Below are 22,330 nucleotides of genomic sequence, written 5' to 3' on the forward strand. Positions count from 1 at the left end.
ACCGGCCAACAAGCTAATTAAAAAAGCCACCTCAGAACAGGTGGCTTTTAACTAATGTTTTAATACAACAACTTCTGGACTAGATAGTTCACTCTCGGTATACCCAGCTGCAAAATATTTTTCAATGACTTGCTTTTCCTCAGATTGCCCTTCTAAGATTGGCCGATTGAATACAACATAATCAATCGTTGAATCTACTTCACGATTATTATGATAAAAGAGGTCATATAATTCTGAAATAGTAGATAAAGGCGTCGTATAGGGAGAAACTGTGACAACCTTGCTATTTCTAGGGATTTGATCCAATGTCTTTTGGATTGATTGATAGAATTCTGGATTGTTTTGATAAGCTTGATAATCATATTTTCTAGGACCAACCAAAGCGGCAAAGAAAGATATGCTGACCAAGAAAGCTAAAGTTACTAAAAATTTTGCAAGTTGATCATAGGAAAACCACTTATTAAGAAAAATATTCCTCCTATGTTTCTGCCAATTTTCAATCGTAATGATCGACATAAAAAGAATTAAAGTGCTGGTTCCGAAATGATACTGTTTAAACAGATCCACTTGATAAGGCCAGTCACTTACAAGATTAATGACAAAGAGTGGTATGAGTAACAGATACGTTCGCCAAGAAGACTGCATCAAAGGCAGAAATGCTTGACTAGCAAAAATAACTAATAAATATTTTATTTTATCATAGGTAAAAATACTTGCTAGCGTATAAAACGGATTTTTGATAGCATTTATAGCTGCATAAACCAACCCCTCTTGGTCTGGAAGCATGAAATTAGCAAAACGACCTGTCATTGCTCCAGTCCCAAAATGACTCAACCAAAAAACCGCTCCTATAAAATAGCTAATTGGTAAAACAATCTGACAGATAATAATCGCTCGTTTACTCTCATTAGATTGAGGCCATTGATGTTGCATTAAAAAGTAGAAGCCAATGCAAACCACATAAATAACTGCATCTTCTTTTACAGCTAATAACAATAAACTAGCCAACACCATCTTCCAAGGTGATTGACAAAGATTTGCATAGATCAACCACAAAACTAAGGGAGCTAAGAAACAATTTTCATGATAGTCATAAAATTGTCCTGAAGTCAAAGAAGGCATCCACAAATAAAGCAACAAAAAGACCATGCGTAATTTAGAGTTCCACTTCAGCTTAGTTAAAATCAAATATAAAGGAATAAGACCCGACATCACAACTAGCACTTGGGCAGCTTGAATGGTCTGAGGACTCGGTAACAACCAATAAATCGGCAGGATTAAATAATGAATAGGCGAAAGGTGTACAGCAAAGTGAGAGAGGATTTCACCTCTTTCTAAGCTAGTAATAGGACCCAATCCTTTAGACATATTCGCAAACATTTGGGAAAAAATCCCCATATCATAAGTCGGTGAGGCATAAACTAAGACTCTCGCAATTAACCACACCCCTGCTGTAGACGCGTATATCAAAAGTGCTACTATTAATAATCCCCATAGCCGAGTAGGACGAGCCCATAACTTAAATTTTGCTAGATTAGAAGAATGAGTTAGAAAAAAGGCTAAGATTATACTTAAAATAAATAGGACGAGTAATGTTTTATCCATTGAATTAAACACTACTATAAACTCTTGATCAATTCCTGATTGATGAGAAACGAACATTTTATATACAATTTGTACAAATATAAATAAACTGCCTACCAAAACCGTTTTTTGTCCCGTTATCTTATTAAAAAATAGATAGGCATAGTAAGTAGTTAAAACAAAAAACAACCCGATTATTATAAAAGCAGACGTGCTTTGCCAAGCGGTCAGGAAAGTAAAAATAACTAAGACGAAAGAAAAAGTCGTTACTCTTACATCACTTTTTGCAAAATTTATTTCCCACGCCAGCAAAAGCAAAAAGATCAAAACAACCCTACTCAGATAGGATAGAAGGGACAACTGATTATCCAAATCCGTCAAAAGATTTAATTCGGGGTACATAAGTAAGTTAAGCATTGCTGTTATTAAATAGGCTGACAAGAGATGAAAACCAAGTGTCCAAGAGATTGCTAAATGATGTTTTTCTTCCATCTTCAAATCTACTCCTCTACTTTGAAATCATCTGTTTGCTGGTGTATCGCTGATATGGGTTGAACTAATGACTCTTTATCAGTCTTTTTTATTTCATTTAGCAATTGGTGATTATCTTGTTCTGTATTGAAAGACTCGTCCACTGGTGCAAAAATCAAGAGTTTTTTGTATTTTCGCTCTAAAAGAACCCAAGACAACACACCAATCACTGCTATACTCGTTATCCCAGCTCCTAATAGAAGTCCTCTTGGTCGAAAAACTAATTCTATTTGGTGGTTCCCAGGTTCTACTTCAAAAGCTAAGAGTGAATCCCAAATTTTCTTGTCCTCAACTAGTTTTCCATCGACTTTTACTTGCCAGCCAGTATCAAAAGGAATAGAAGTAAATACCCAAGGACTATCTATTATATTAATTTCTCCTTTTACAAAGTTAGATCCCCACTTCGTTACTTTTAAAGCTTCTACTTGGCGTTCATCAATTAACTGATTAACTTTGCTTTGATTCATGCGATAAACCTTAAGATTCGTCAGATTAAATTGGCGATCAGCTTTTATAATTATTTCTAATTCTTGTACTTGGCCTTTTGCCTGATTAGCAATATTAAAGACTTGAGTTGATCCAAATTTTGATCGATAATCATAGTTTTGTCCATTTAATAAAAGATCTACTTCTCCCTTATAAGTTGATAAACTCTGAGGGACTTCTATGAAGTAAGGATCATCTGTTGTGGGAGTGAAAGTTAATTTCATAGATCCTTGAATAGTGTTATCGTCTCTAGAAAAGATTTGATCACCCGATTCTGTGGCACCGTGAATCAAATTAGTTAAAAGCATTTCAGTTTCAACTGGCTCAATAATTTTAGCATGATCAGAAAGAAGAGCTTGGCCAATTGCGTTTTGATTCGCAAGCGGACGATCTTGGTCTAGTTTTAATTGTGCTGTTTGGTCACTTACCCCAAAAGCGATCGGCAAAGTTTTAGGGACTTGGTAGATACTAAAGCGATCCGTTTCATTTACTTTATTAGCATCATTAACTATATCAAAGCGCGTCACATCCGTTGGGAAAATATAGGTCTTATCAATCACAGCTTGATCATCACTAGAAAACGGCTCGTTATTTACAAAATACTTTACACCGAGCAAAGCATCTGTTAGAGGTGAACCATAATAATAAATTGACGCATCAATAGCAGAATTCCCTATATTTTCAAACAAATCACGAGTTGATCCTTCCAAACTAGAAGTAAAAGTCGTCATGCCTGGGTAGGAAAAAGTCATCGGATCATTCTTAGAACGGTAAAAAGTTTTAGAAATACGGTAAAACTCTTGGTCGTTCGGGCGAATTTGGTCAATCGCTTCATCAATAACAGTTAGTGCATTTTCGAATTTGAACGCATTATTATGATTAAGTCTTCCTTGTGAAAGGTAGGCATTGGCAGTCAATTCCCCGAAACTTAATAAAAGAACTAAGATCCATTTTAAGTTCGGTCGTTTTACTAAGTAAAGAATCAACCACATCACTCCGAAGATAAAAGCAGAAACTTGTCTTTGTTCAGGGGTCAAGAATGAATAGTCCTTAACCATAACCACCGATTGAATCAACAAGGCAATACCGATACCGATGAAGACTTCCTGACTTTGAATCTTCCTGTCTTTTAAACCTTGATAGGCTAACAGCAGTAGGAAAAAGACTAAAATCCATGAAAACCGATAGAAGAAACCAGCAGGGTTTTGTCCCATATGCCAAATTTTACTGGTAAATTCGTGCGTTATGGAGAAAAAGAAAATTACCAGGATAATAAAACTGGCCCATTTATGACTGGCTTTGATTTTTTGCGCTAAGAAATAACTGATCACTCCCACCATAGCTAATGATCCAATATAAATATTGGGCAAATTAGGTCCAGCTGACCATGATTCATTATCAAAAGCTCCAATCATAAGCTTAGCAAAGATATCAAAGGGATTGATTTGTAATTTTAAATCAAAGGTCATAGTTGAGTCTAAGGCTGCTTTTGAAAAGAGAAGGTTATAAATATTAGGAACCAAAATTAGTGCAGATAGTCCAATCCCTAATAAGGAAAAGAGACCTAAACGTAAAACATTCTGTCCTATGTATTTAATAAAATAACCCTTATATGTATGATAGTGTTCGGTAAATAAATAATAAAAGCTATAAAAGACGATAAACAAACAAATCATATACCCCATATAATACTGGATCACCATGGTCAATGCTAAAAGGAAAATATAAGCATACGGTTTTTCACCATCAAGCACTCGCTCGAGAGCCACCAATAGAATTGGCATTAACCAGAGAGCATCCATGAAAATCGGTGTCATTTGATAAGATACCGCAAACCCATTCAAAGCATAGGCAGTCGCTATAAGTAAGGTTAAATAAGGCCTTTCTTGTCCATCGTGACGCTTGATCAGATAATAAGCCATCGACAAGCCCATAGCGCCATACCGCAACCATACCGACAAAAAGATGGCATAAGAAATCCACTTTAGTGGTAGGATCAAATAAAAAAGGTTGAAGGGGCTCATTAAATAATAAGCCCATGCACCCACCATATTTCCTCCAATTGATTTAGTAAAAGAGTAAAAAAATGCGCCAAAATCTCCTGAATAGAGGGCATTTCGCATAAAAATATAGAGATCAATAAATTGTTGATTAAAATCGATAGCTAAAAAAGACTTTTCTCCAAAGGGAAAGAACCCATTCAAATACCATCCGACTAGCATCAATGCCAAGGGAGCTAAGCCGCTCATCCCATATATCCATGTTTTTTTCTTCATTCTTGATCTCCCTTCTCAATGTTACTTTCTTGAATAATATAGTGAGGTCTACCCTTAACTTCATAAAAAATCTTACCGATGTATTCACCCAAGACACCAATTGAAACCAATTGGACACCTCCAAAAAAAACGATGGCAAAAATCGTTGTAAAATAGCCAGAAACTGATTGGCTAGGATCAATAAAATAGTTAATTAATAGCCACAAAATATAAATACCCGCTATCACAATACAAGCCATCCCCAAACCAAAGATCATCCTTAAAGGTTGATTGGAAAATGATAATATTCCATCTAATGCATAGTTTAAAGATTTTTTGAAAGACCATTTCGTCTGACCCGCTTCACGCAATTCATTTTCATATTCTATCACTGTCTCCTTAAATCCAATCCAAGAAAACAGTCCCTTAGAGAAACGATTATATTCTCGTAAAGAAGTAATAGCATTAATAGCTGGGCGTCCTATCAAACGGAAGTCTGAGACACCATCAGTTAATTTTACATCCATCAAACGATTGGCAATTTTGTAAAAAAGTTTGGCAAAAAAGCTAGTCGATTTACGTTCACCGTCACGACTTCTTTTAGCATTCACCACATCATAACCTTCTTGATATTTAGCAATCATTTCTTTAATTAAGCGAGGTGGATTCTGTAAATCGCCATCCATGATAATAACAGCCTCACCACTCGCATAGTCAAAACCCGCTAACATGCCCGCTTCTTTGCCAAAATTACGACTAAATGAAAGATATTTGACTCGGTCATCGCTTCGCGCAATTTGACGCATCAAGTCTAAGGTTTTATCCGATGATCCATCATTGACATAGAGTAATTCGAATAGAATATCTGGCATTTTTTCAAGTTCTTTAGTCAAAACATTGTGAGTTTTTTCAATCATTTCTTCTTCATTATAAAAGGGAATGAGAATTGTAATTTTCATTGTAGGTCTGCCTCCCCTTCAAAATAAATTTTACGCGTCACAAAATTAAAAATCATCACAATCACACCTACCAATATTTTAGACACCATCACATCCCATTTGAGCCAATCCACAAAAATAGCTAGCCCTAGCAAGGTGATTAAAAGTCCTACAATACTCAAGATGAAAAAAGCCAGGAATTCTTTATGACGATCTCCTGCTTCAAACTTACTCTTGAAAACAAATTTCATCGACAGGTGATAATTATAAAAGGTTGCAATCACAAAAGCGATTGTCGCAGCAATATGATGGTTGATCCCGAAGTGATAGTTGAGAAGGTAGAGTATACCCATATCCAGCAAAGTAGCAGTTCCTCCGACAAAAACAAAACGCATCATTTGTTTTATCAAATTTTTCATAAGTACCTTCCTTTTCTGTAACATACATCAATAATTATATACTAAGCAAGGTTGACTTTCATCTTTGGTATGAAATTTCAACGGTTTTTAAAGAAATTGTCTTATTTTTAACATAAAAAAGACGATTGAATGCTCCAATCGTCTCAATTTAACTCCGGTATATATGTGATATTTTTTTCTAAGCAATAAACGCTAAGAGGTGCGAGATCAAAATTCCAATAAATGTCCCGGTACTTACACCGATTAAAGCCATTAAAACAGCAATTGGAACTAATGATTGGGAATAAGCGGCTGCTAAAACAGGCGCAGATGCTACTCCTCCAATATTTGCCAGTGAAGCAACCCCACAGGTGAATAAATCCAGTTTGAAAATCTTAGCTATAATTAACATTAATACTCCATGAACCAATAAAATAACAAAACCAGTCAAGATATATGCCGGTGCTTGAGTTAACTCTGCAAAATTTGAAGTTGCAGCAATTAAGCCAATCAATAAGTAAAGAAGAACATTGGAAACTTGAGGGGCTCCCGGAATCTTACCTAAAGGTGTCATGGCACAAGCCAATCCAATAAAAGTGACAATAATAATTGTCCAACCTGTTTCAAAATTACCAGGCAAGTAACTAGCTAAAGTTTGCGCAAGAGCGGTAAAGCTAAAGGCTAGACCTAATAACAAAAGAATATGATGATGTTGGATAGCAGAACTAATTTTGTCGAACTTAACAGTCAAGTTCGAATTGACACTATCGATAGCAGAAGTATCAGCTTGGGTCCACTTATTAAATTTCTTAGCGAATGGAACCATGGCCAATAAGAACATGATCCACATTGAATAATCGATTGAATCAATTAGCAATGTATAACCCATACTTTCACTATTTAGATTTAGAGATTCCATAACAGCTGACATATTTTGAACGCCACCTACCCAACTTCCAGCTAAAGCACCAAGCGTGAGCGGAGCATCCGGTGATAAGATGCCTTTAAATAAGGTGAAAGCGATCACAAAACCTATTGTAATCGTGATTGTTGCTGAGAAAAATGAAAGTATCATTTTCCAGCCTAACTTAGCAATATCTCTTAAATCAGCTCTTAGAAGCATTAGAAAAATCATAGCTGGAAGAATAGCATCCTTAATCGCTCCCCTTGCACCTAAGACTTCCTCCCCTTGCCAAAATCCAAAAGTAGAAAAGAGCATGGTTCCAAAGTAGATAATGATTAAAGCTGGTACATAAGTGAAAAACTTTGAATCCTTGTATTTACTTTCCAGCCACACCATTATTCCGATAAACAGTAGCATAAACGCGATGAAGTGAAACCCATTCGTGATCATAAATAACCCCCTTTTATTTTACCACTGATTGTTAACGTTTTCACAGCAGTTAGTTAACTCTACAGGAAAAGTTAGAGTCTGTCAAATCTATTTTTGTTACTTATAATGAATGTAGTTCAAAAAATTTATCCGCCTTGTTTAATGGAATTTTTATGTTAGAGTTGTCAACTATATGGAAACGCATCAAATCTATTAAATAAAAAACCCACTTGTTATTATAATTTCTTAGATGCATCAGATAAAACCGGTTAAATTTCATGTATCTAATTAATAACTGTGAGCTTTTTTATCCTATTTAAGCTCTAACCAACTGTCTCCATAATGATAGTCTACTTTCAATGGAACACTTAAATCAGCAGCTTCCTCCATCACTTGTGGAACTATTTTTTCTAACAGCACCACTTCTTCTTCTGGACCTTCAAGAATTAATTCGTCATGAATTTGTAAAATCATACGTGATTGGCATCCTTCTTCTTTTAGGCGATGATCTAATTGAACCATGGCAACTTTAATAATATCAGCAGCGGTTCCTTGGATTGGCGAATTCATGGCTGTTCGTTCTGCAAAGGAACGAACATTAAAATTAGAAGCGTGAATATCTGGTAAATAGCGCCGACGATTGAAGAGCGTTTTTACATAGCCTTTTTCTTTAGCTTCTTCCACAATCGATTCCATAAATGTTTTGATGCCTGGAAACATCTCAAAGTAACGATCAATAAAAGCTTTGGCTTTTTTACGAGTAATGTTTAGATTTTGTGATAAACCATAATCAGAAATTCCATATACTATTCCAAAGTTAACTGCCTTGGCTTGGCGACGATGGTCTGCATCTACTGCCTGATCATCTTCTAGGTTAAAGACTCTTCTAGCCGTAGCAGAGTGGATATCTTCATTATTTATAAACGCTTCTTGCATGTGTTGATCTTGCGAAATATGAGCGAGAACTCTTAATTCGATCTGTGAATAATCCGCCCCAAATAACTTCCAGCCCTTCTTGCTTGGTACAAAAGCCTGTCGAACCATTCGACCTTCTTCAATCCGAATAGGAATATTCTGTAAGTTAGGATCCGTTGATGAGAGGCGTCCTGTTTGAGTTAAAGTTTGTACAAAACGTGTATGAATTTTACCATCCTCTTTAATGTAAGGAGGGAGCCCTGCTAAATAAGTCGATTGTAATTTGGCGATTTGACGATATCCCAAAATGGCAGGAATAATCGGATGTTTATCTGTTAACTTTTCCAAAACGTCTGCCGCTGTTGAATAACCCGTCTTAGTCTTTTTGATAACAGGTAGCCCCAAATCTTCAAAGAGAACAATTCCTAATTGTTTAGGAGAGTTCAAATTAAATTCACGGCCAGCCATTTCGTGAATTTCTTCTTCTATTTTCTGCATTCGGATTTGAACTTGCTCATTTTTGTCATCTAAAGTCGAACGATCAACTTTAATTCCTCGGATTTCTATTTCTGCTAGGGTTTGTGCTAGAGGCATTTCTATTTCTTGATAAAGTTCAGTCATCTCCAAACCGTCTAATCGTTTCTCTAAAGGGCTTTTTACTTCTTTTAAAGTTTGTAGTTTGTTAGCTAAATGTTGGTAGAAAACAGTTCCATCTTCCGGAATTTTTCGTTTCGCTCCCTTACCATAGACTGCCTCATCATATTGAACCGTAACAGGAAGTTGCAAAAGATTGGCAATATCTACAAGTTCTTGATTATTATGCGTATCAATCAAATAAGTAGCAATTAAGACATCCATTTCGATGCCTCGAATTGTTGCACCATAGCGAGAGGCGATAACCGCTTCCCGCTTATAATCATAGAAGATTTTTTGTTTAGATGGATCTGCTAGCCAGTCTTTAAATACTTGACTAGAAAAGGCTTGGTCTTTTTGCAAGATGTACATAATATTCTTTTCATAATCTAACCATGCCACTGCTTCAACAGGAGCAAAATGGTAATTATCTTGTAAGGTTTCACTATAATAAACCGCTTGCTCAGGAAGAATAGTTTGGTTAATCGCTTCAGCTGACTCAATTACTTCAATCGAAATGTTGGGTAGGTCTTTGGCAGCTTGATGAATGGCATCAGAATCACTTTGATCGGCCTGTAAATCCTTAAGAAAGGAATGAAAGTCCATTTGGCGATAGAATTCAACCAAAGCATTGGTATCTTGTTTTTGAAGTATCATATCTTCAATAGTGATCTCAATTGGCGCATCATGAAGAATACGTGCTAAATCCTTACTCATACGCGCATTTTTTTCATCATTGATAATATTTTCTTTCATTTTAGAAGCTTTTAGTTCATCTAAACGCTCATACATTGCTTCCACCGATCCGAATTGATGAAGTAGTTTGAGCGCAGTCTTCTCACCAATTCTTGTGATTCCCGGGTAATTGTCTGAGGAATCCCCCATTAAGCCTTTCATATCAATTATTTGTAAAGGTGTAATACCCCATTTTTCTTGAATCGATTCGGGTGTATAGGCTTCTATATCAGAGACACCTTTGCGTGTAATATAAACGGTTGTCTTGTCAGAGGCTAATTGCGTTAAATCCTTATCACCAGATAAAACGATGACTTCATCGGCATCATCTGCTTGGTGGGCTAATGTGCCGATAATATCATCTGCTTCATAATTACCAAGAGCGTAATGTTTAATACCATATGCTTCTAAAAGCACTCTGAAATAAGGCATTTGTTCTTTAAATTCAGAAGGCGTTTTTTGGCGACCTCCTTTGTAATCTTGAAATTTTCCGGTTCGAAAAGTTACATCGCTTTTATCGAAAGCAACTAAAACGTGCGTTGGTTTAAATTGGTTTAAGACGTTATCTAACATTCTTTTAAATGAATAAAGAGCATTCGTATGTAAGCCCGCCCGATTTTTAAACCGTTCGATATCAAGAATTGAGAAAAAAGCCCGATAAGCTAAACTCGACCCGTCAATTAAAAGCAAAGTTCGTTTTGACATTGTTCCACTCCTATCTTTATTAAAAAAGCCAACGGATTCGCTGGCTTTGAGTATCAAATAACATTATAAATTTTTTACATGAAGTCTTGCATAAGCCGTCTCAAACTGACGTGCCAAGTGATCGATATCGCCTGCCCCCATAAATAAGAGTACTTCATTTTTGTAATCCATTAAAGGAGATAAATGGTCTTGAGAAATAATTTCGACTTTATCATTGATCATTTCGGCTAAATCTTCAATTTTTACATCTCCCGATTGCTCTCTAGCTGAGGTGAAGATATCAACCAAATGAACATGATCTGCAATCGATAGAGCTTCAGCAAATTCAGTCAATAATGCAACCGTCCGACTAAAAGTATGGGGTTGAAAAATTGCTACCACACGACGATCTGGGTATTTTTGTTGTGCCGCATCAATGGTTGCTTTTATTTCACTAGGATGGTGGGCATAATCATCAATAATAATCAAATCTTGAACTTGCCGCACTGAAAAGCGCCGTTTTACTCCTGCAAAAGTTTTCATTTGCTCTGCAATATCTTTGGCTTTGAATCCTTCCAAATAAAGGAAAGTAATGACTGCTAGAGCGTTTAAAATATTATGCTGTCCATAAGCAGGTAGATAAAAGTGACCAAATAATTGTTTATTAATAAACACATCAAATTCTGATCCAGCTTGAGTTCGCTCAATGTTAGCAGCATGAAAAAGGTGGTTAGCATTGAGTCCGTACCGATAGATTGGGACATTAGATTCTAATTTCGAAAGATAAGGGTCATCCCCCCAAGCAATGATACCCTTCTTAGCTTGTTGACTAAAGTCATTAAAAGCAGAGAATACATCATCTATGGATTTGTAATAATCTGGATGATCGAAATCAATGTTAGTAATAATGGCATAATCTGGTCGATAGGCCATAAAATGGCGACGATATTCACAGGCTTCTAAAGCAAAGTAGGTTGAATCTTCATCGCCAAAACCGGTACCATCACCTATTAAATAAGAAAGTGGTGCTAAATTTTTAAGTGTATGAGATAAAAGCCCTGTGGTGGAAGTCTTTCCGTGCGAACCGGTTACAGCAATTGACGTATAGTGATCAAGCAGATCACCTATAAAGGTATGGTAGCGATAAATTGGCAATCCCAACTCTTTAGCCTTGACTAATTCGGGATGTTCATCGCTGAATGCATTCCCAGCGATAATCGTTTGACCTTCTTCAATATTCTCAGGTGAAAATTCTAAGATTTTAATCGCTTGGTTTTCTAATTCTTGTTGAGTAAAGAAGTAGGTTGCCACGTCACTTCCTTGTACTTGGTAACCTTCGCCGTGTAAAACTAACGCTAGAGCAGACATTCCAGAACCTTTAATCCCTACGAAATGATATACCGTATTTTTATTTAACATTATTCATTATCCTCCTTAGCAAACAAGAGAAAGGATTGTTTGTCCTTTATCAAACGCTTAAGTAGCTGTCGGTCAACTTGGCGCTTAGACCACTTCTCTTGATAGCCATCTTGCATACGCTGAACTGCTTTCAAGGAATGGTCAATATTAGCTAATCGTGCTTCTATGGTTTGACTTTCCTTTTTTATAGTTTCTGCTTCTCTTGTAAACAAAGAATCATTATAATTCTTTTGATCGTTGATTTCCATCCTAACCCTTTGATAATCATTTTTGCGCAAAAAGGGAATTTCGTAGGCAAAGGAAGGATCGGTCTCTTTTACCTCACTATCAAATTGTTCGTCCTTATTTTCCTTAGACCTCATCGCCTGACTGGCTTTATCAAATTTATGTTGATGAGCATTTTGAGCAAAAACTGTTTGATAGTCTTTAGTGTGATCTATATCTTGCGAAAATTCATCGTTCTTTAAAGTACTTGAATTTGCTGGATTTTTACCAATTAATGAGTCTTTATTTATTTTTTGCGCGCGTTTAATTGCGGGTTCTTCAAGCTTTTTATCTGAACTACGATGTCCGGTCATCCCACGCTGAAATTTTCTTTTTCTGCTATCAGCTAAAGAGCGTCCTTTCTTATAAGCAGGACCTTTATATTCAGAAGTCATAGCGATCTCCTTTATGATTTTTCCTCTAAATTAATAGCTTTGAATTACTTCTGCTAAACTTGTTCCTACTTCAAAATGATTCGGCAACTCCCAGATGCCTGGATCATTTTGAATATCTTCTAAACCAAGCTCTCGGGTAGAACAAATCATGCCTCTAGAAGGAACGCCTCGTAATTCACCAGGCCATATAATTGCGCCCGAAGGCATAACTGCCCCAGGCTTAGCCACTAAAACCTTTTGCCCTTGAGTTATATTAGCTGCCCCACACACAATCTGTAATATTTCTTGGTCACTGACGCGTGTTTGAGTAATATTTAAATGATCTGAATCTTCATGAGGAATACACTCTTCTACATAACCTACTACAAATTTTTCCTCTTGATCGATCTCAATTTCTATATCGAAACCAGCATCTTTAATGATGTTTTTCACTAGGCATCTTTCTTCCTCATTCAAGCGAACGTGGCCTTGACCGGTCGGTGTAAAATGATTGGATATATTATGAATATTGATACCCATTACCTGATCATTGGTACGATCAAGTATTACTGTAACATTCGCTTTACTATCATGAATCAAATGATCTTCGTCAGTAACGCCATTGGTTAAAAGCAAAACATCTCCAATTCCTTCTCTATTATAAAATGCTAAACTCTTCATGAATATGCTCCTTCTATCCTTTGATAATTGACTCATATGTCGTGCGATCGAAATGACGAACTAAATGTAAAAGCATTTCTTTTGCTGCTTCGTAATCGGCGATTGTAAATAGAGTTTGATGCCCATGGATATAACGGGCTGGGACTCCAATCACAGCACTAGGCACTCCATTATTCATAGTATGGGCTGCTCCAGCATCTGTACCCCCTTTGGAGAAGAAAGATTGATAAGGAATGTTATGGGTGGAAGCAGTATCTTCAATATATTCACGCAAACCTTTATGTGTGATCATACCGGGGTCTTGAATTCTTAATAAGAAACCTTCACCTAACTGTCCTTCACTTTGGGTGGCTTTTTCAATATCGTTAGCAGGCGAACAATCCACTGCTATAAAAAGATCGGGTTTGAACTCATGAACTGCTCCTCTAATACCTCTTAAGCCTACCTCTTCTTGAACACTTGCTCCAATAATTAGTTCATTTGCAAGTTCTTCATTTTGAATTTCACGTAGAGTTTCTAATACGACTGTACACCCATAGCGATTATCCCATGCTTTCGAAAGAATTCCTTTGCCATTTGCCGTTTTAATCGTTTCAACTTGAGGCACAATTGGATCACCCAGTCTGACACCAAATTCTTCTGCTTCCTCTTTAGAAGAAAAGCCAGCATCAAACAAAATAGCATCCGCCTTAAGTGCAGATTGAGACCCTTTTTCTCTCAATAAATGAGGTGGCACAGCTCCCGAAACCACTGGATAGTCCCCTTTTTTAGTTTGAAGGGTAAAGCGTTGAGCCGAAATCACATAAGGATTCCATCCACCAATCGGAACTACTCTAAACAGACCGCGATCGGTAATTTCACGCACCATAAAGCCTACTTCATCCATATGAGCAGCCACCATCAAACGTGGTGCATTTTCTTTCTGACTATGTTTTACGCCAAAAATATTCCCCAAAGCTGATTGATAAATTTCATCAACAAGCGGAGACATCTCTTGATGCATAAAGTTTCTAACGCGTGTTTCATGTCCTGAAATACCTTGTAATTCAGTGAGTTGTTTAATTAGTGCAAATGTTTTTTCATTCATATCATCCGTGGCTAAGCCACACCCTCCTCATCCTTAATTATCAGTTATTAGATTACCTTTATTTTGTCACAAATAAAGCTTAAAAGCAATTGGCTTCCAAGTAAGGAGAGTATTCTTAGATGGGAATTTGTGGTATGATCAACCTAACATTGCATAGTTAAAATTGTTAGCAAAATAAGGAGGAAAATTATGTCACAAAATAAAAACAATAGTCTACTTGGAACGATTGTCTTACTATCAGGAATCATTATCGGCGCCGCAGGTACTCTGCTTTTCAAAGAAAATCGTCCCTTAAGTGCAGGGAAAGTTTTAGAAAGTATTCGCGAGGCCTTTGAACTGCAAGGAGAAATTACAGGTTCTTGGATTGATTATGACCCGATCGAATATACAGTGTATGATTCTCGTCCTTTGGTTTATACAGGAGGTATCTCACGCAAAGAAAATGGGAAAATAATTCACTATCATTTTGTTGCGGATATCTATACGGGAGAGATTCTCAGTACCTTTGAAGCCTAATTTATTTTCCAGCACCTTCGGGTGCTTTTTTTGCTCTAATCAAAACTGATATCTTAATACTCAAATGATTTAATTAGATTTAACTTCTACTTTATGACTTAACCAGCATAAAGCAGTTGACCTAAAAGATTAGCATGTTAAAATAAAAAGTATCACTTTAAAGAAAGGAGCGAGGACATGTACCATGACAGTGAAGAATGGAGAATGACTCCCTTAAGTGGAAATACGGGTCAAGCCTACATGGGAGTCAGTAAAGATGAAAAAGTCTTCTTCAAACGCAATACCTCGCCCTTTATCGCTGCCTTAGCAGCCGAAGGCATTACACCTAAATTAAAATGGACCCAGCGAACTTACACTGGCGATATCTTGACTGCTCAAGAATGGGAAGATGGACAACGTTTAAGAAAAGAAGATATGGCTAGTTCAAAAGTTATTGATTTAATACGATCCATTCATCAAAATGACTCCCTATTAAATTTGCTCAAGCGCGCAAATGCTCAAGAATCCTCTCCGAAGGACTTACTTCAAGATTATTATCAAGGCCTTCCGATTTCTTTACAGTCGCATACTTACTTTAACCAAATTATTGCCACGATGACTCAAATGATTGATTCAGATTTCTTTACTATTGATTACTGTATTTGTCATGGAGATCTTAATCATAACAACTTTTTACTAACTGATGAAAAACATTTATATTTGGTCGATTGGGATAATGTTAAAATTGCTGATCCTTTATTTGATATTTGTTACTTACTTTGTCACTATTTCTCACCTAAGGATTGGATGAGTTGGTTTGAACTTTACCAATTTCCGCTTTCGGATTCTTTTCAAAAACGAGTCAAATGGTATAGTCTTTTAGCTTGTCTCAATCTAATTAAAGAATATTATGCAGAGGATCGACATTACCAAGTAAATGAAACTGTTGTCCTATTGAAAAATATCTACGAACATTAAAAAGGAGACCTCATGAGATTACGTCACAAACCTTGGGCGGCTGAAAAGCTTCAGTCTTACCCTCAATATGTCACGCAAAACCCACAAGACTTTAAGGGAAAATGGCAGAAACGTTTTGCTAAAGACCAACCCATTCATATCGAAGTCGGTTCAGGCAAAGGACAATTTATAATTGGAATGGCAAAAGCACATCCTCAGATTAATTATGTTGCCATCGAATTACAAACCTCTGTTGCTGTATCGATTCTTGAATTACAGCTCGCTGAAGAACTTGAAAACCTGCAAATTATCAATGCCCATGGTGGTGATCTTAGCACTTTCTTTCAAACGGGGGAAGTAAGTCGTGTTTACCTCAACTTTTCAGATCCATGGCCTAAAGCTCGGCATTCTAAAAGACGGCTAACCTCGCCCAAGTTTTTAAGTCAATATCAAACTATCCTTAATTCTGAAGGTGATATCCATTTCAAAACAGATAATATGGGGCTCTTCCAATATTCTTTAGCTTCATTAAGTCAGTATGGTTATGTTTTACGTCAAGTATGGTTAGACTTACATAACAGTGATTTCGAAGGGAATATTCAGACTGAATACGAAGAAAAATTCTCAACTAAAGGCCATCCTATTTATCGACTAGAGGCATATCTTCCTACTAAAGATTAACTTCCTTCAAAACAAAAGACCTCACATCAACTTATTGCTCTGATGTGAGGTCTTTTGTTAATTTTTTTACTTCCTTATTTTGAACGATGTTCTTTTAAGAGTGTTTCAAACTCGTCGAGTCTTTCTTCAAAAACATCTAGTGTCGCTAAAATATAGTCAGCTTGAGTCATATCTAATCCTGCGTCCTTCATCGTATTCACAGCATATTTAGAAGAACCTGATTTCAAGAAACCTTTATAATTTTCTAAAGCCTCTTTATCTCCTTGGTAAATCTTAGCTGCAAAATAAGTTGCGGCTGAGAATCCTGTAGCATATTGGAATACATAGTAATTATAATAGAAATGTGGAATACGTGACCATTCTAAGATGATTTCAGAATCCGAATTAACCGCTTCACCATAATACTTAGCATTTAACTCTCGGTAATTGTCTGAAAGAAATTCTTGTGTCAAAGGCTTTCCTTCAGCATCAGCCGTATGCATAAAGTGTTCGAATTCGGCAAATTGCGTTTGGCGGAAGACGGTTCCTTTAGCCCCATCTAAGAAGTGATTAATGATAAAGAGACGGATTTCGGGATCTTCATATTTATCCAATAAATAATATGTCAATAAGTTTTCATTAGTAGTTGAGGCGATTTCTGCCAAGAAAATAGAATAACCAGAATAGATATGTTCTTGATTTTCACGACTCAAGTATGAATGAGCAGAATGACCTAATTCATGAATCAGGGTGTATAAATGGTTGATTGAATCTTGCCAGTTCATTAAGATATATGGCTTAGAATCGTACGTTCCTGAAGAATAAGCTCCTGAACGCTTACCAATATTTTCATAAAGATCAATCCACCGATCAGCAAAGGCTTCTTTCATAATCGCCACATAATCTTCACCCATGGGTTTTACAGCTTTTAATATGATCGACTGTGCTTCCTCATAAGTGACTTTAATAGGTGGTTCCCCTAAAAGAGGTGTGTACATATCATACATTTCTAAGTCATCAATACCTAATAAGTCTTTACGAAGAGCCACATAACGATGCAAAAGACTTAAACGAGAGTGGACTGCCTCTAACAAGGTATCATAAACTGATTCTGGCACATTATTTTGGAAGAGAGCCGCTTGACGGGCTGAGTCAAAGTGACGCACTTTTGCTTGATAATTATGTGCTTTCATTTGACTAGAAATCAAACTAGCGTATGTATTTTTAAATTGTTCAAAAACACTATAGTATTGTTGAAAGGCCTCTCTTCTAACCCTGCGATCTGATGACTCTAGCATTTTCCCATACACCGAATGTGTGAGTTCCACTTCATGACCTTCTTCATCCTTGATTGTTGGGAATTTTAAATCAGCATCCGTTAGCAAACCAAATGTCTTACTTGGAGTAGCAAAAATTTCACCAGCTTTAGCTAACAATAACTCTTCTGCATGACTTAAAACGTGTGGACGAAAACGAACGGCATTATCTAAAAATTGGCGATAGCTTTGAAGTTTTTCATTGTTTTTAACAAAATCATTTAGCTTTTCTTCTTCAATCGCTAATAATTCCGGATCAAAAAAGGCAATCGCTCCGTCCAATTCAGTAATTAACTGTAAGGTACGCGCTTGTAAACTTTGTGAGGCAGAAACTGTTTGATCTTGATCACTTACTAAATGTGAATAGACATACAAGTTCTCTACAATTCGCTCAGTTTCTTTCATCATCTCAATTGCCTTAGCGAGATGCTCTGGGCTTTGACCTAATGTTCCTTCCAATTCCTTTATTTCTTGAATCATCTTTTGAGCCTTAGAAAAGTCGGATTCAAAGGCTTCTAGATCTTTATACATAGATCTTAAATCCCAAGTATATTTTTCTTCAATTTCAGAACGTTTGCGTGATTTTTGTGTAGACATAACATTACTCCTTTTCATATGATAATCACAGTTTATCATAATTAAATCATAAATGGGAACGTTATCAATCATATTTTAGAGTTAATAAATTAATTTTTTAGGGGAACCATTTTTAGCCACTCTTTACAGTCTTTTAAAGAATAGATTCGTGCAAATCCTTCAGAACATAAAAAAGAATATAAAAAGTTTCTTCAATTAATTTCTTAGTATCACTTAATAAAGGAAAGTCCACTACATGAAAATGAGCCTCTTTTAAATGGGCATTCATCCTTGAAAAGAAATGCCTAAACAAGAAGTCGTCCTCTGTGCGATTAGAAAAATCCCTATCACGATTCATCCAAACGTATGATTCATAAGCCCACACCCAAATTAACCAAGCGGGTTCTTTAAAAGCTAGCATTCCCCAATGCATATCAAACATCCAAGTCGGTAAAGTATTTAGATTGAGCTTATAGTTGTATAGTTCCCGCAAATAAGAGTGATAACTGGGATTAAGTTTTATCGATTGACATATTCTAGAATATTTTTGCGAGTTTTTTTTTTGAAAAATAGATTTTTTTCTCATAAAAGAAGTCTTTTTTAAGTTTCCAGCAAACTCTTCTTTAAAAATTTTGATCCAGTTCATATCTTTACTTAAAGTTGCAAAATTTATTTCTAAGCTCTCTGTACAATAGATTAAGGGTAACTGATAATAACAATTCACTTCTTGTTTATTTATATCTAAGGTCCATAAATGGTAGCCCAATGCAGCAGAAAAGGAGAGACAACGTCTGATCCAGTGACTCATAAACTTATGTTTAAAATGCCAATCATCGATTAACCATTGCACTTGGTAACCTAGGTCTTGATAAGCTTGTTGGCGGATTCTTAATGCTCGAGCTGGAATGACTGACTTTTGAAACTCTATAATCCAATCGCCTGTATTATCTTTGACTAAAAGATCTGCAATTTGATTTATATTTTCAAATCGAACTTCCTGTTGACAAAAGTAACCAAATCTTTGGCCATTTTCTATAATCAAGTCTTTAGCTTTCTTATGTTCAATACTCTCTCCTTTATGCTTTTCATCTATCAACCCTTCAAGCTTATTTTCAATATAATAGTTATCTGCAGCACATTTTTGTATGTGCCTAAAATAAGGCCGACCTCTTGACCTTTCTATCAGAATAACTTTCTGTGAGCATTTCAGACAAAAATATTTTTGATCTCGCTTAGCTTGATCCGCATAGATGAATTCTCCGAATAGATTAAGGGCTAAATACATAAAAAACCTCCTTTTATCTAAATACAGATAAAAGGAGGTCAAAGTGTTATTATCAAATTAAAATTGATTCCCGAAAAAGAACAGTGCATCGTCTCCACGTAATAAGTCGCCGTGTTCAGCTAAAACCGAAGAAGTGACCATCGATATTTCTCCAAACTCAAACAAAGCGAGCAATTTGGTGGCTAGTTTTTCTTTATTAATTGATTTTTCTAAATCATATAAAACTAAAAAGTAAGTAGAATTCATATAATAAAGATCCGACCTAATTAATTGACTAGGGATTTCACGTGCTAATCTCAAAAAATCGTCTAATGAAGTGAACCGAATGACTTCTTCGGTAAATTTACCTGCTAAATTTTCTTTCTCATCTGGAGCAAATTTCGGATTAAATAAGTTCATCATCGACTCAATCGCCGATTCTTTGGATTTTTTCTCAGAAGATGATTCTGCCTTTCCAGCAGAACCAGACTTTGATTCTTCATTTTGTTCTGAAAGACGATCCTTTTGAACCATTTCTTTTCGTTCTTTGAGACGACGTGTCAATTCGTCTTCCCAAACCTCATCCAGTTCCTCAACATTGGCACGGCTAATATATAATTCTAAGCCTTCGCTGTTAGGAATCACTTGGAAAGTCACAGCTTCTGAATCATGAAAATGATGATCAATATCCACTTCTTCTAAAATTGAATAAAAGAATTTTTCAATGCGCGATTGATCTCCAATTAAGTCCAGAAAATCAATTCCACGTTCTTCTAAATCTTCAGACCCAATTAAAACCTTTATTAAGTTATCATTAATGTGTTCCATTTCCATAGCAATTCACCTCCACCTTCTTATCTATTATACTACTTCCATTTAGACATACCAAACATTATGTCATGTTTAGTAATCTTAGCAAAAATACATTAGCGATGCAAGCCTAGACGATCATACAATTTCCAGTCAAAAAAGGGCCCCAAGGCCCTTGATTCTCATGCATTATTCATTAACTAAAGCTCTAGCACGACGTAATTCGCGAGCTCTTACTTCACGTGGTAAGAATCGTCTAATTTCGTCTTCATTATAACCAATCTGAATGCGTTTATCATCTAAAATAATAGGTCGACGCAAAAGACCTGGCTGACTTTGCACCAATTCGAAAAAGTCATTTAGAGGTAATTCACTGATTTCTATATCTAATTCAGAATAAGCTTTAGAACGAGTCGAAACAATATCTTCTGTCCCTTCCTCTGTCATCCTCAAAATCCCTTTTATCTCATTAATTGTTAAAGGTTCAGTAAAAATATTACGTTCTTCAAACGGAATATCATTTTCTTCTAGCCATGAACGGGCTTTTCTACATGACGTGCAACTTGGAGTTACATATAATGTTACCATTAAAAGATCATCCTCTCTTGTGAACATTGTTCTCTCTTACGGTCACGTACATATTCAATGATAGTTGTTAAAATACCACTAATAACAATCGAAAAATTTCGATACAATAAGTGAGTTTCACAAAGTATTTACTACTATAATTAAAATTATAGCAACAAAAAAGCTTTAAATCAAGTTAAGATAAGTGATTTATGTATGATAATTATTAGAATTTCTGATGAATAAAAAAAGTTTGTGAAAAATATCTCCTTTTTAATGAATACTAGCATTTATAGTTAAATAGGTTATAATTATTATCGTAACTATCAGTCTTTAGAAAGAGGAGTATCATGAAAGAAACTATCTTTTCTGGCGTTCAGCCATCGTCCATTCCAACACTCGGTAATTATATCGGAGCCATGAAGTCATTTGTTGATCTTCAAGATAAGTACCACGCCACCTATTGTATTGTAAATCAACATGCCATTACAGTTCCTCAAGACCCTAAAGTATTAGTAAAACAGACAAAGCAATTAGCTGCTTTGTATTTAGCGATTGGTATTGACCCTAAAAAATCTACTGTGTTTGTTCAATCAGAAGTACCCGCTCACGCACAAGCAGCTTGGTTGATCACCTGTCAAATAGGGGTGGGCGAATTAGAGCGGATGACACAATATAAAGATAAGTCTGCAAAGCAAGAGTCTGTGGGTGCTGGCCTACTTTGCTACCCTGCTTTAATGGTTGGTGATATCGTTCTCTATAATGCAAAATATGTGCCCGTAGGTGATGATCAACGTCAACACATTGAATTAACCAGAAATTTTGTTGACCGTTTTAATAATCGTTTTGGTGAAGGTGTTCTGGTTAAACCTGAACCGCTCTACCCTAACGCAGGTAAGCGTGTGATGAGCCTGCAAGATCCAAATAAAAAAATGTCCAAGTCTGATAAAAATGAAAAAAATAAAATTTCTATGCTCGATGAACCCCGCGAAATAATTAAAAAGGTCAAATCAGCGGTGACTGATTCAATTGGAATTATCAACTATGATAAAGAAAACCAACCCGCTGTAGCTAATTTACTTGAAATCTATTCGAGCCTTAATGGTCAATCGATTGAGACAATCGTAAATCAATATCAAAACTCGGGATATGGACTCTTTAAATCTGATCTTGCCGATCTGATTGTATCTGTACTTGAACCTATTCAGGCTCGCTATCAACAACTCATTGAAAGTGATGAACTCTACGAGATTCTCAAAGTAGGGGCAGTCAAAGCTAATGAAACAGCTTCTCAAACCCTCGCTCGCATGGAAAAAGTAATGGGGATACATTATCGATAATCATTTATTATAAAACTCAATGAAGGGT

The 22,330-nt window shown here is 36.1% G+C and carries 18 protein-coding genes; 4 read left to right on the forward strand and 14 right to left on the reverse strand.

All coding sequences use genetic code 11. The features are described 5' to 3' along the window. Nucleotides 1-51: 51 nt before the first annotated feature. From HF969_RS06800 to pepA, 10 genes are all read right to left on the reverse strand, one after another. Entirely contained in the window at nt 52-2,076 is a 2,025-nt protein-coding gene (locus tag HF969_RS06800; RefSeq protein ID WP_090290076.1) for a DUF2079 domain-containing protein, read from the reverse strand. Nucleotides 2,077-2,084: 8 nt separating this feature from the next. Then, entirely contained in the window at nt 2,085-4,877 is a 2,793-nt protein-coding gene (locus HF969_RS06805; RefSeq protein WP_090290075.1) for a YfhO family protein, read from the reverse strand. Further along, nucleotides 4,874-5,815 carry a glycosyltransferase PgfS gene (pgfS, locus tag HF969_RS06810; RefSeq protein WP_090290074.1) on the reverse strand — a complete coding sequence of 314 codons (942 nt, stop codon included), beginning with the start codon at nt 5,813-5,815 and terminating at the stop codon, nt 4,874-4,876. Before pgfS ends, HF969_RS06805 begins: the two co-directional genes overlap by 4 nt. Further along, entirely contained in the window at nt 5,812-6,213 is a 402-nt protein-coding gene (locus HF969_RS06815; protein WP_090290073.1) for a GtrA family protein, read from the reverse strand. The genes pgfS and HF969_RS06815 overlap by 4 nt, the downstream gene beginning before the upstream one ends. A gap of 178 nt (nt 6,214-6,391) precedes the next feature. Then, complete coding sequence (locus tag HF969_RS06820; RefSeq protein ID WP_090290072.1) at nt 6,392-7,546, reverse strand: DUF819 family protein; 1,155 nt, start codon at nt 7,544-7,546, stop codon at nt 6,392-6,394. 291 nt (nt 7,547-7,837) lie between these two features. Then, nucleotides 7,838-10,513 (reverse strand): DNA polymerase I, encoded by a 2,676-nt coding sequence (polA, locus tag HF969_RS06825; RefSeq protein ID WP_090290071.1) that lies wholly within the window; start codon nt 10,511-10,513, stop codon nt 7,838-7,840. 63 nt (nt 10,514-10,576) lie between these two features. Next, entirely contained in the window at nt 10,577-11,911 is a 1,335-nt protein-coding gene (gene murC, locus HF969_RS06830; protein WP_090290070.1) for a UDP-N-acetylmuramate--L-alanine ligase, read from the reverse strand. Then, nucleotides 11,911-12,570, reverse strand: coding sequence for a hypothetical protein (locus HF969_RS06835; protein ID WP_090290069.1), 660 nt, complete (start codon nt 12,568-12,570; stop codon nt 11,911-11,913). Before HF969_RS06835 ends, murC begins: the two co-directional genes overlap by 1 nt. 30 nt (nt 12,571-12,600) lie before the next feature. Beyond that, on the reverse strand, nt 12,601-13,230 hold the full coding sequence (ytpR, locus tag HF969_RS06840) for a YtpR family tRNA-binding protein (RefSeq protein WP_090290068.1): 630 nt from the start codon (nt 13,228-13,230) through the stop codon (nt 12,601-12,603). Nucleotides 13,231-13,243: 13 nt separating this feature from the next. Beyond that, nucleotides 13,244-14,317, reverse strand: coding sequence for a glutamyl aminopeptidase (pepA, locus tag HF969_RS06845; protein ID WP_090290067.1), 1,074 nt, complete (start codon nt 14,315-14,317; stop codon nt 13,244-13,246). 189 nt (nt 14,318-14,506) lie between these two features. On the opposite strand from pepA, the gene HF969_RS06850 reads away from it, so the two are divergent. From HF969_RS06850 to trmB, 3 genes are all read left to right on the forward strand, one after another. Then, complete coding sequence (locus HF969_RS06850; RefSeq protein WP_090290066.1) at nt 14,507-14,833, forward strand: PepSY domain-containing protein; 327 nt, start codon at nt 14,507-14,509, stop codon at nt 14,831-14,833. Nucleotides 14,834-15,010: 177 nt separating this feature from the next. After that, nucleotides 15,011-15,790, forward strand: a complete 780-nt coding sequence (locus tag HF969_RS06855; protein ID WP_168427181.1) for a phosphotransferase family protein — start codon at nt 15,011-15,013, stop codon at nt 15,788-15,790. 12 nt (nt 15,791-15,802) lie between these two features. Beyond that, a complete protein-coding gene (trmB, locus tag HF969_RS06860) occupies nt 15,803-16,450 on the forward strand; it encodes a tRNA (guanosine(46)-N7)-methyltransferase TrmB (RefSeq protein ID WP_168427182.1) in 648 nt (215 codons plus the stop codon). Between the two features lie 74 nt (nt 16,451-16,524). Here the strand turns inward: trmB and pepF are convergent, their stop codons facing one another. The 4 genes from pepF to spxA form a co-directional block, all read right to left on the reverse strand. Beyond that, on the reverse strand, nt 16,525-18,342 hold the full coding sequence (gene pepF / locus HF969_RS06865; protein ID WP_090290065.1) for an oligoendopeptidase F: 1,818 nt from the start codon (nt 18,340-18,342) through the stop codon (nt 16,525-16,527). Between the two features lie 133 nt (nt 18,343-18,475). Next, complete coding sequence (locus HF969_RS06870; RefSeq protein ID WP_090290064.1) at nt 18,476-19,606, reverse strand: competence protein CoiA; 1,131 nt, start codon at nt 19,604-19,606, stop codon at nt 18,476-18,478. 57 nt (nt 19,607-19,663) lie between these two features. Beyond that, nucleotides 19,664-20,419, reverse strand: a complete 756-nt coding sequence (locus tag HF969_RS06875) for an adaptor protein MecA (protein WP_090290063.1) — start codon at nt 20,417-20,419, stop codon at nt 19,664-19,666. Nucleotides 20,420-20,584: 165 nt separating this feature from the next. Continuing rightward, entirely contained in the window at nt 20,585-20,983 is a 399-nt protein-coding gene (gene spxA / locus HF969_RS06880; protein WP_090290093.1) for a transcriptional regulator SpxA, read from the reverse strand. Nucleotides 20,984-21,312: 329 nt separating this feature from the next. Between spxA and trpS the strand changes: the two genes are divergently transcribed. Next, entirely contained in the window at nt 21,313-22,302 is a 990-nt protein-coding gene (gene trpS / locus HF969_RS06885; RefSeq protein ID WP_090290062.1) for a tryptophan--tRNA ligase, read from the forward strand. Nucleotides 22,303-22,330 lie beyond the last annotated feature (28 nt).

It is taken from the genome of Facklamia miroungae (assembly GCF_012396555.1).
GTDB classification, from domain to species: Bacteria; Bacillota; Bacilli; order Lactobacillales; family Aerococcaceae; genus Facklamia; species Facklamia miroungae.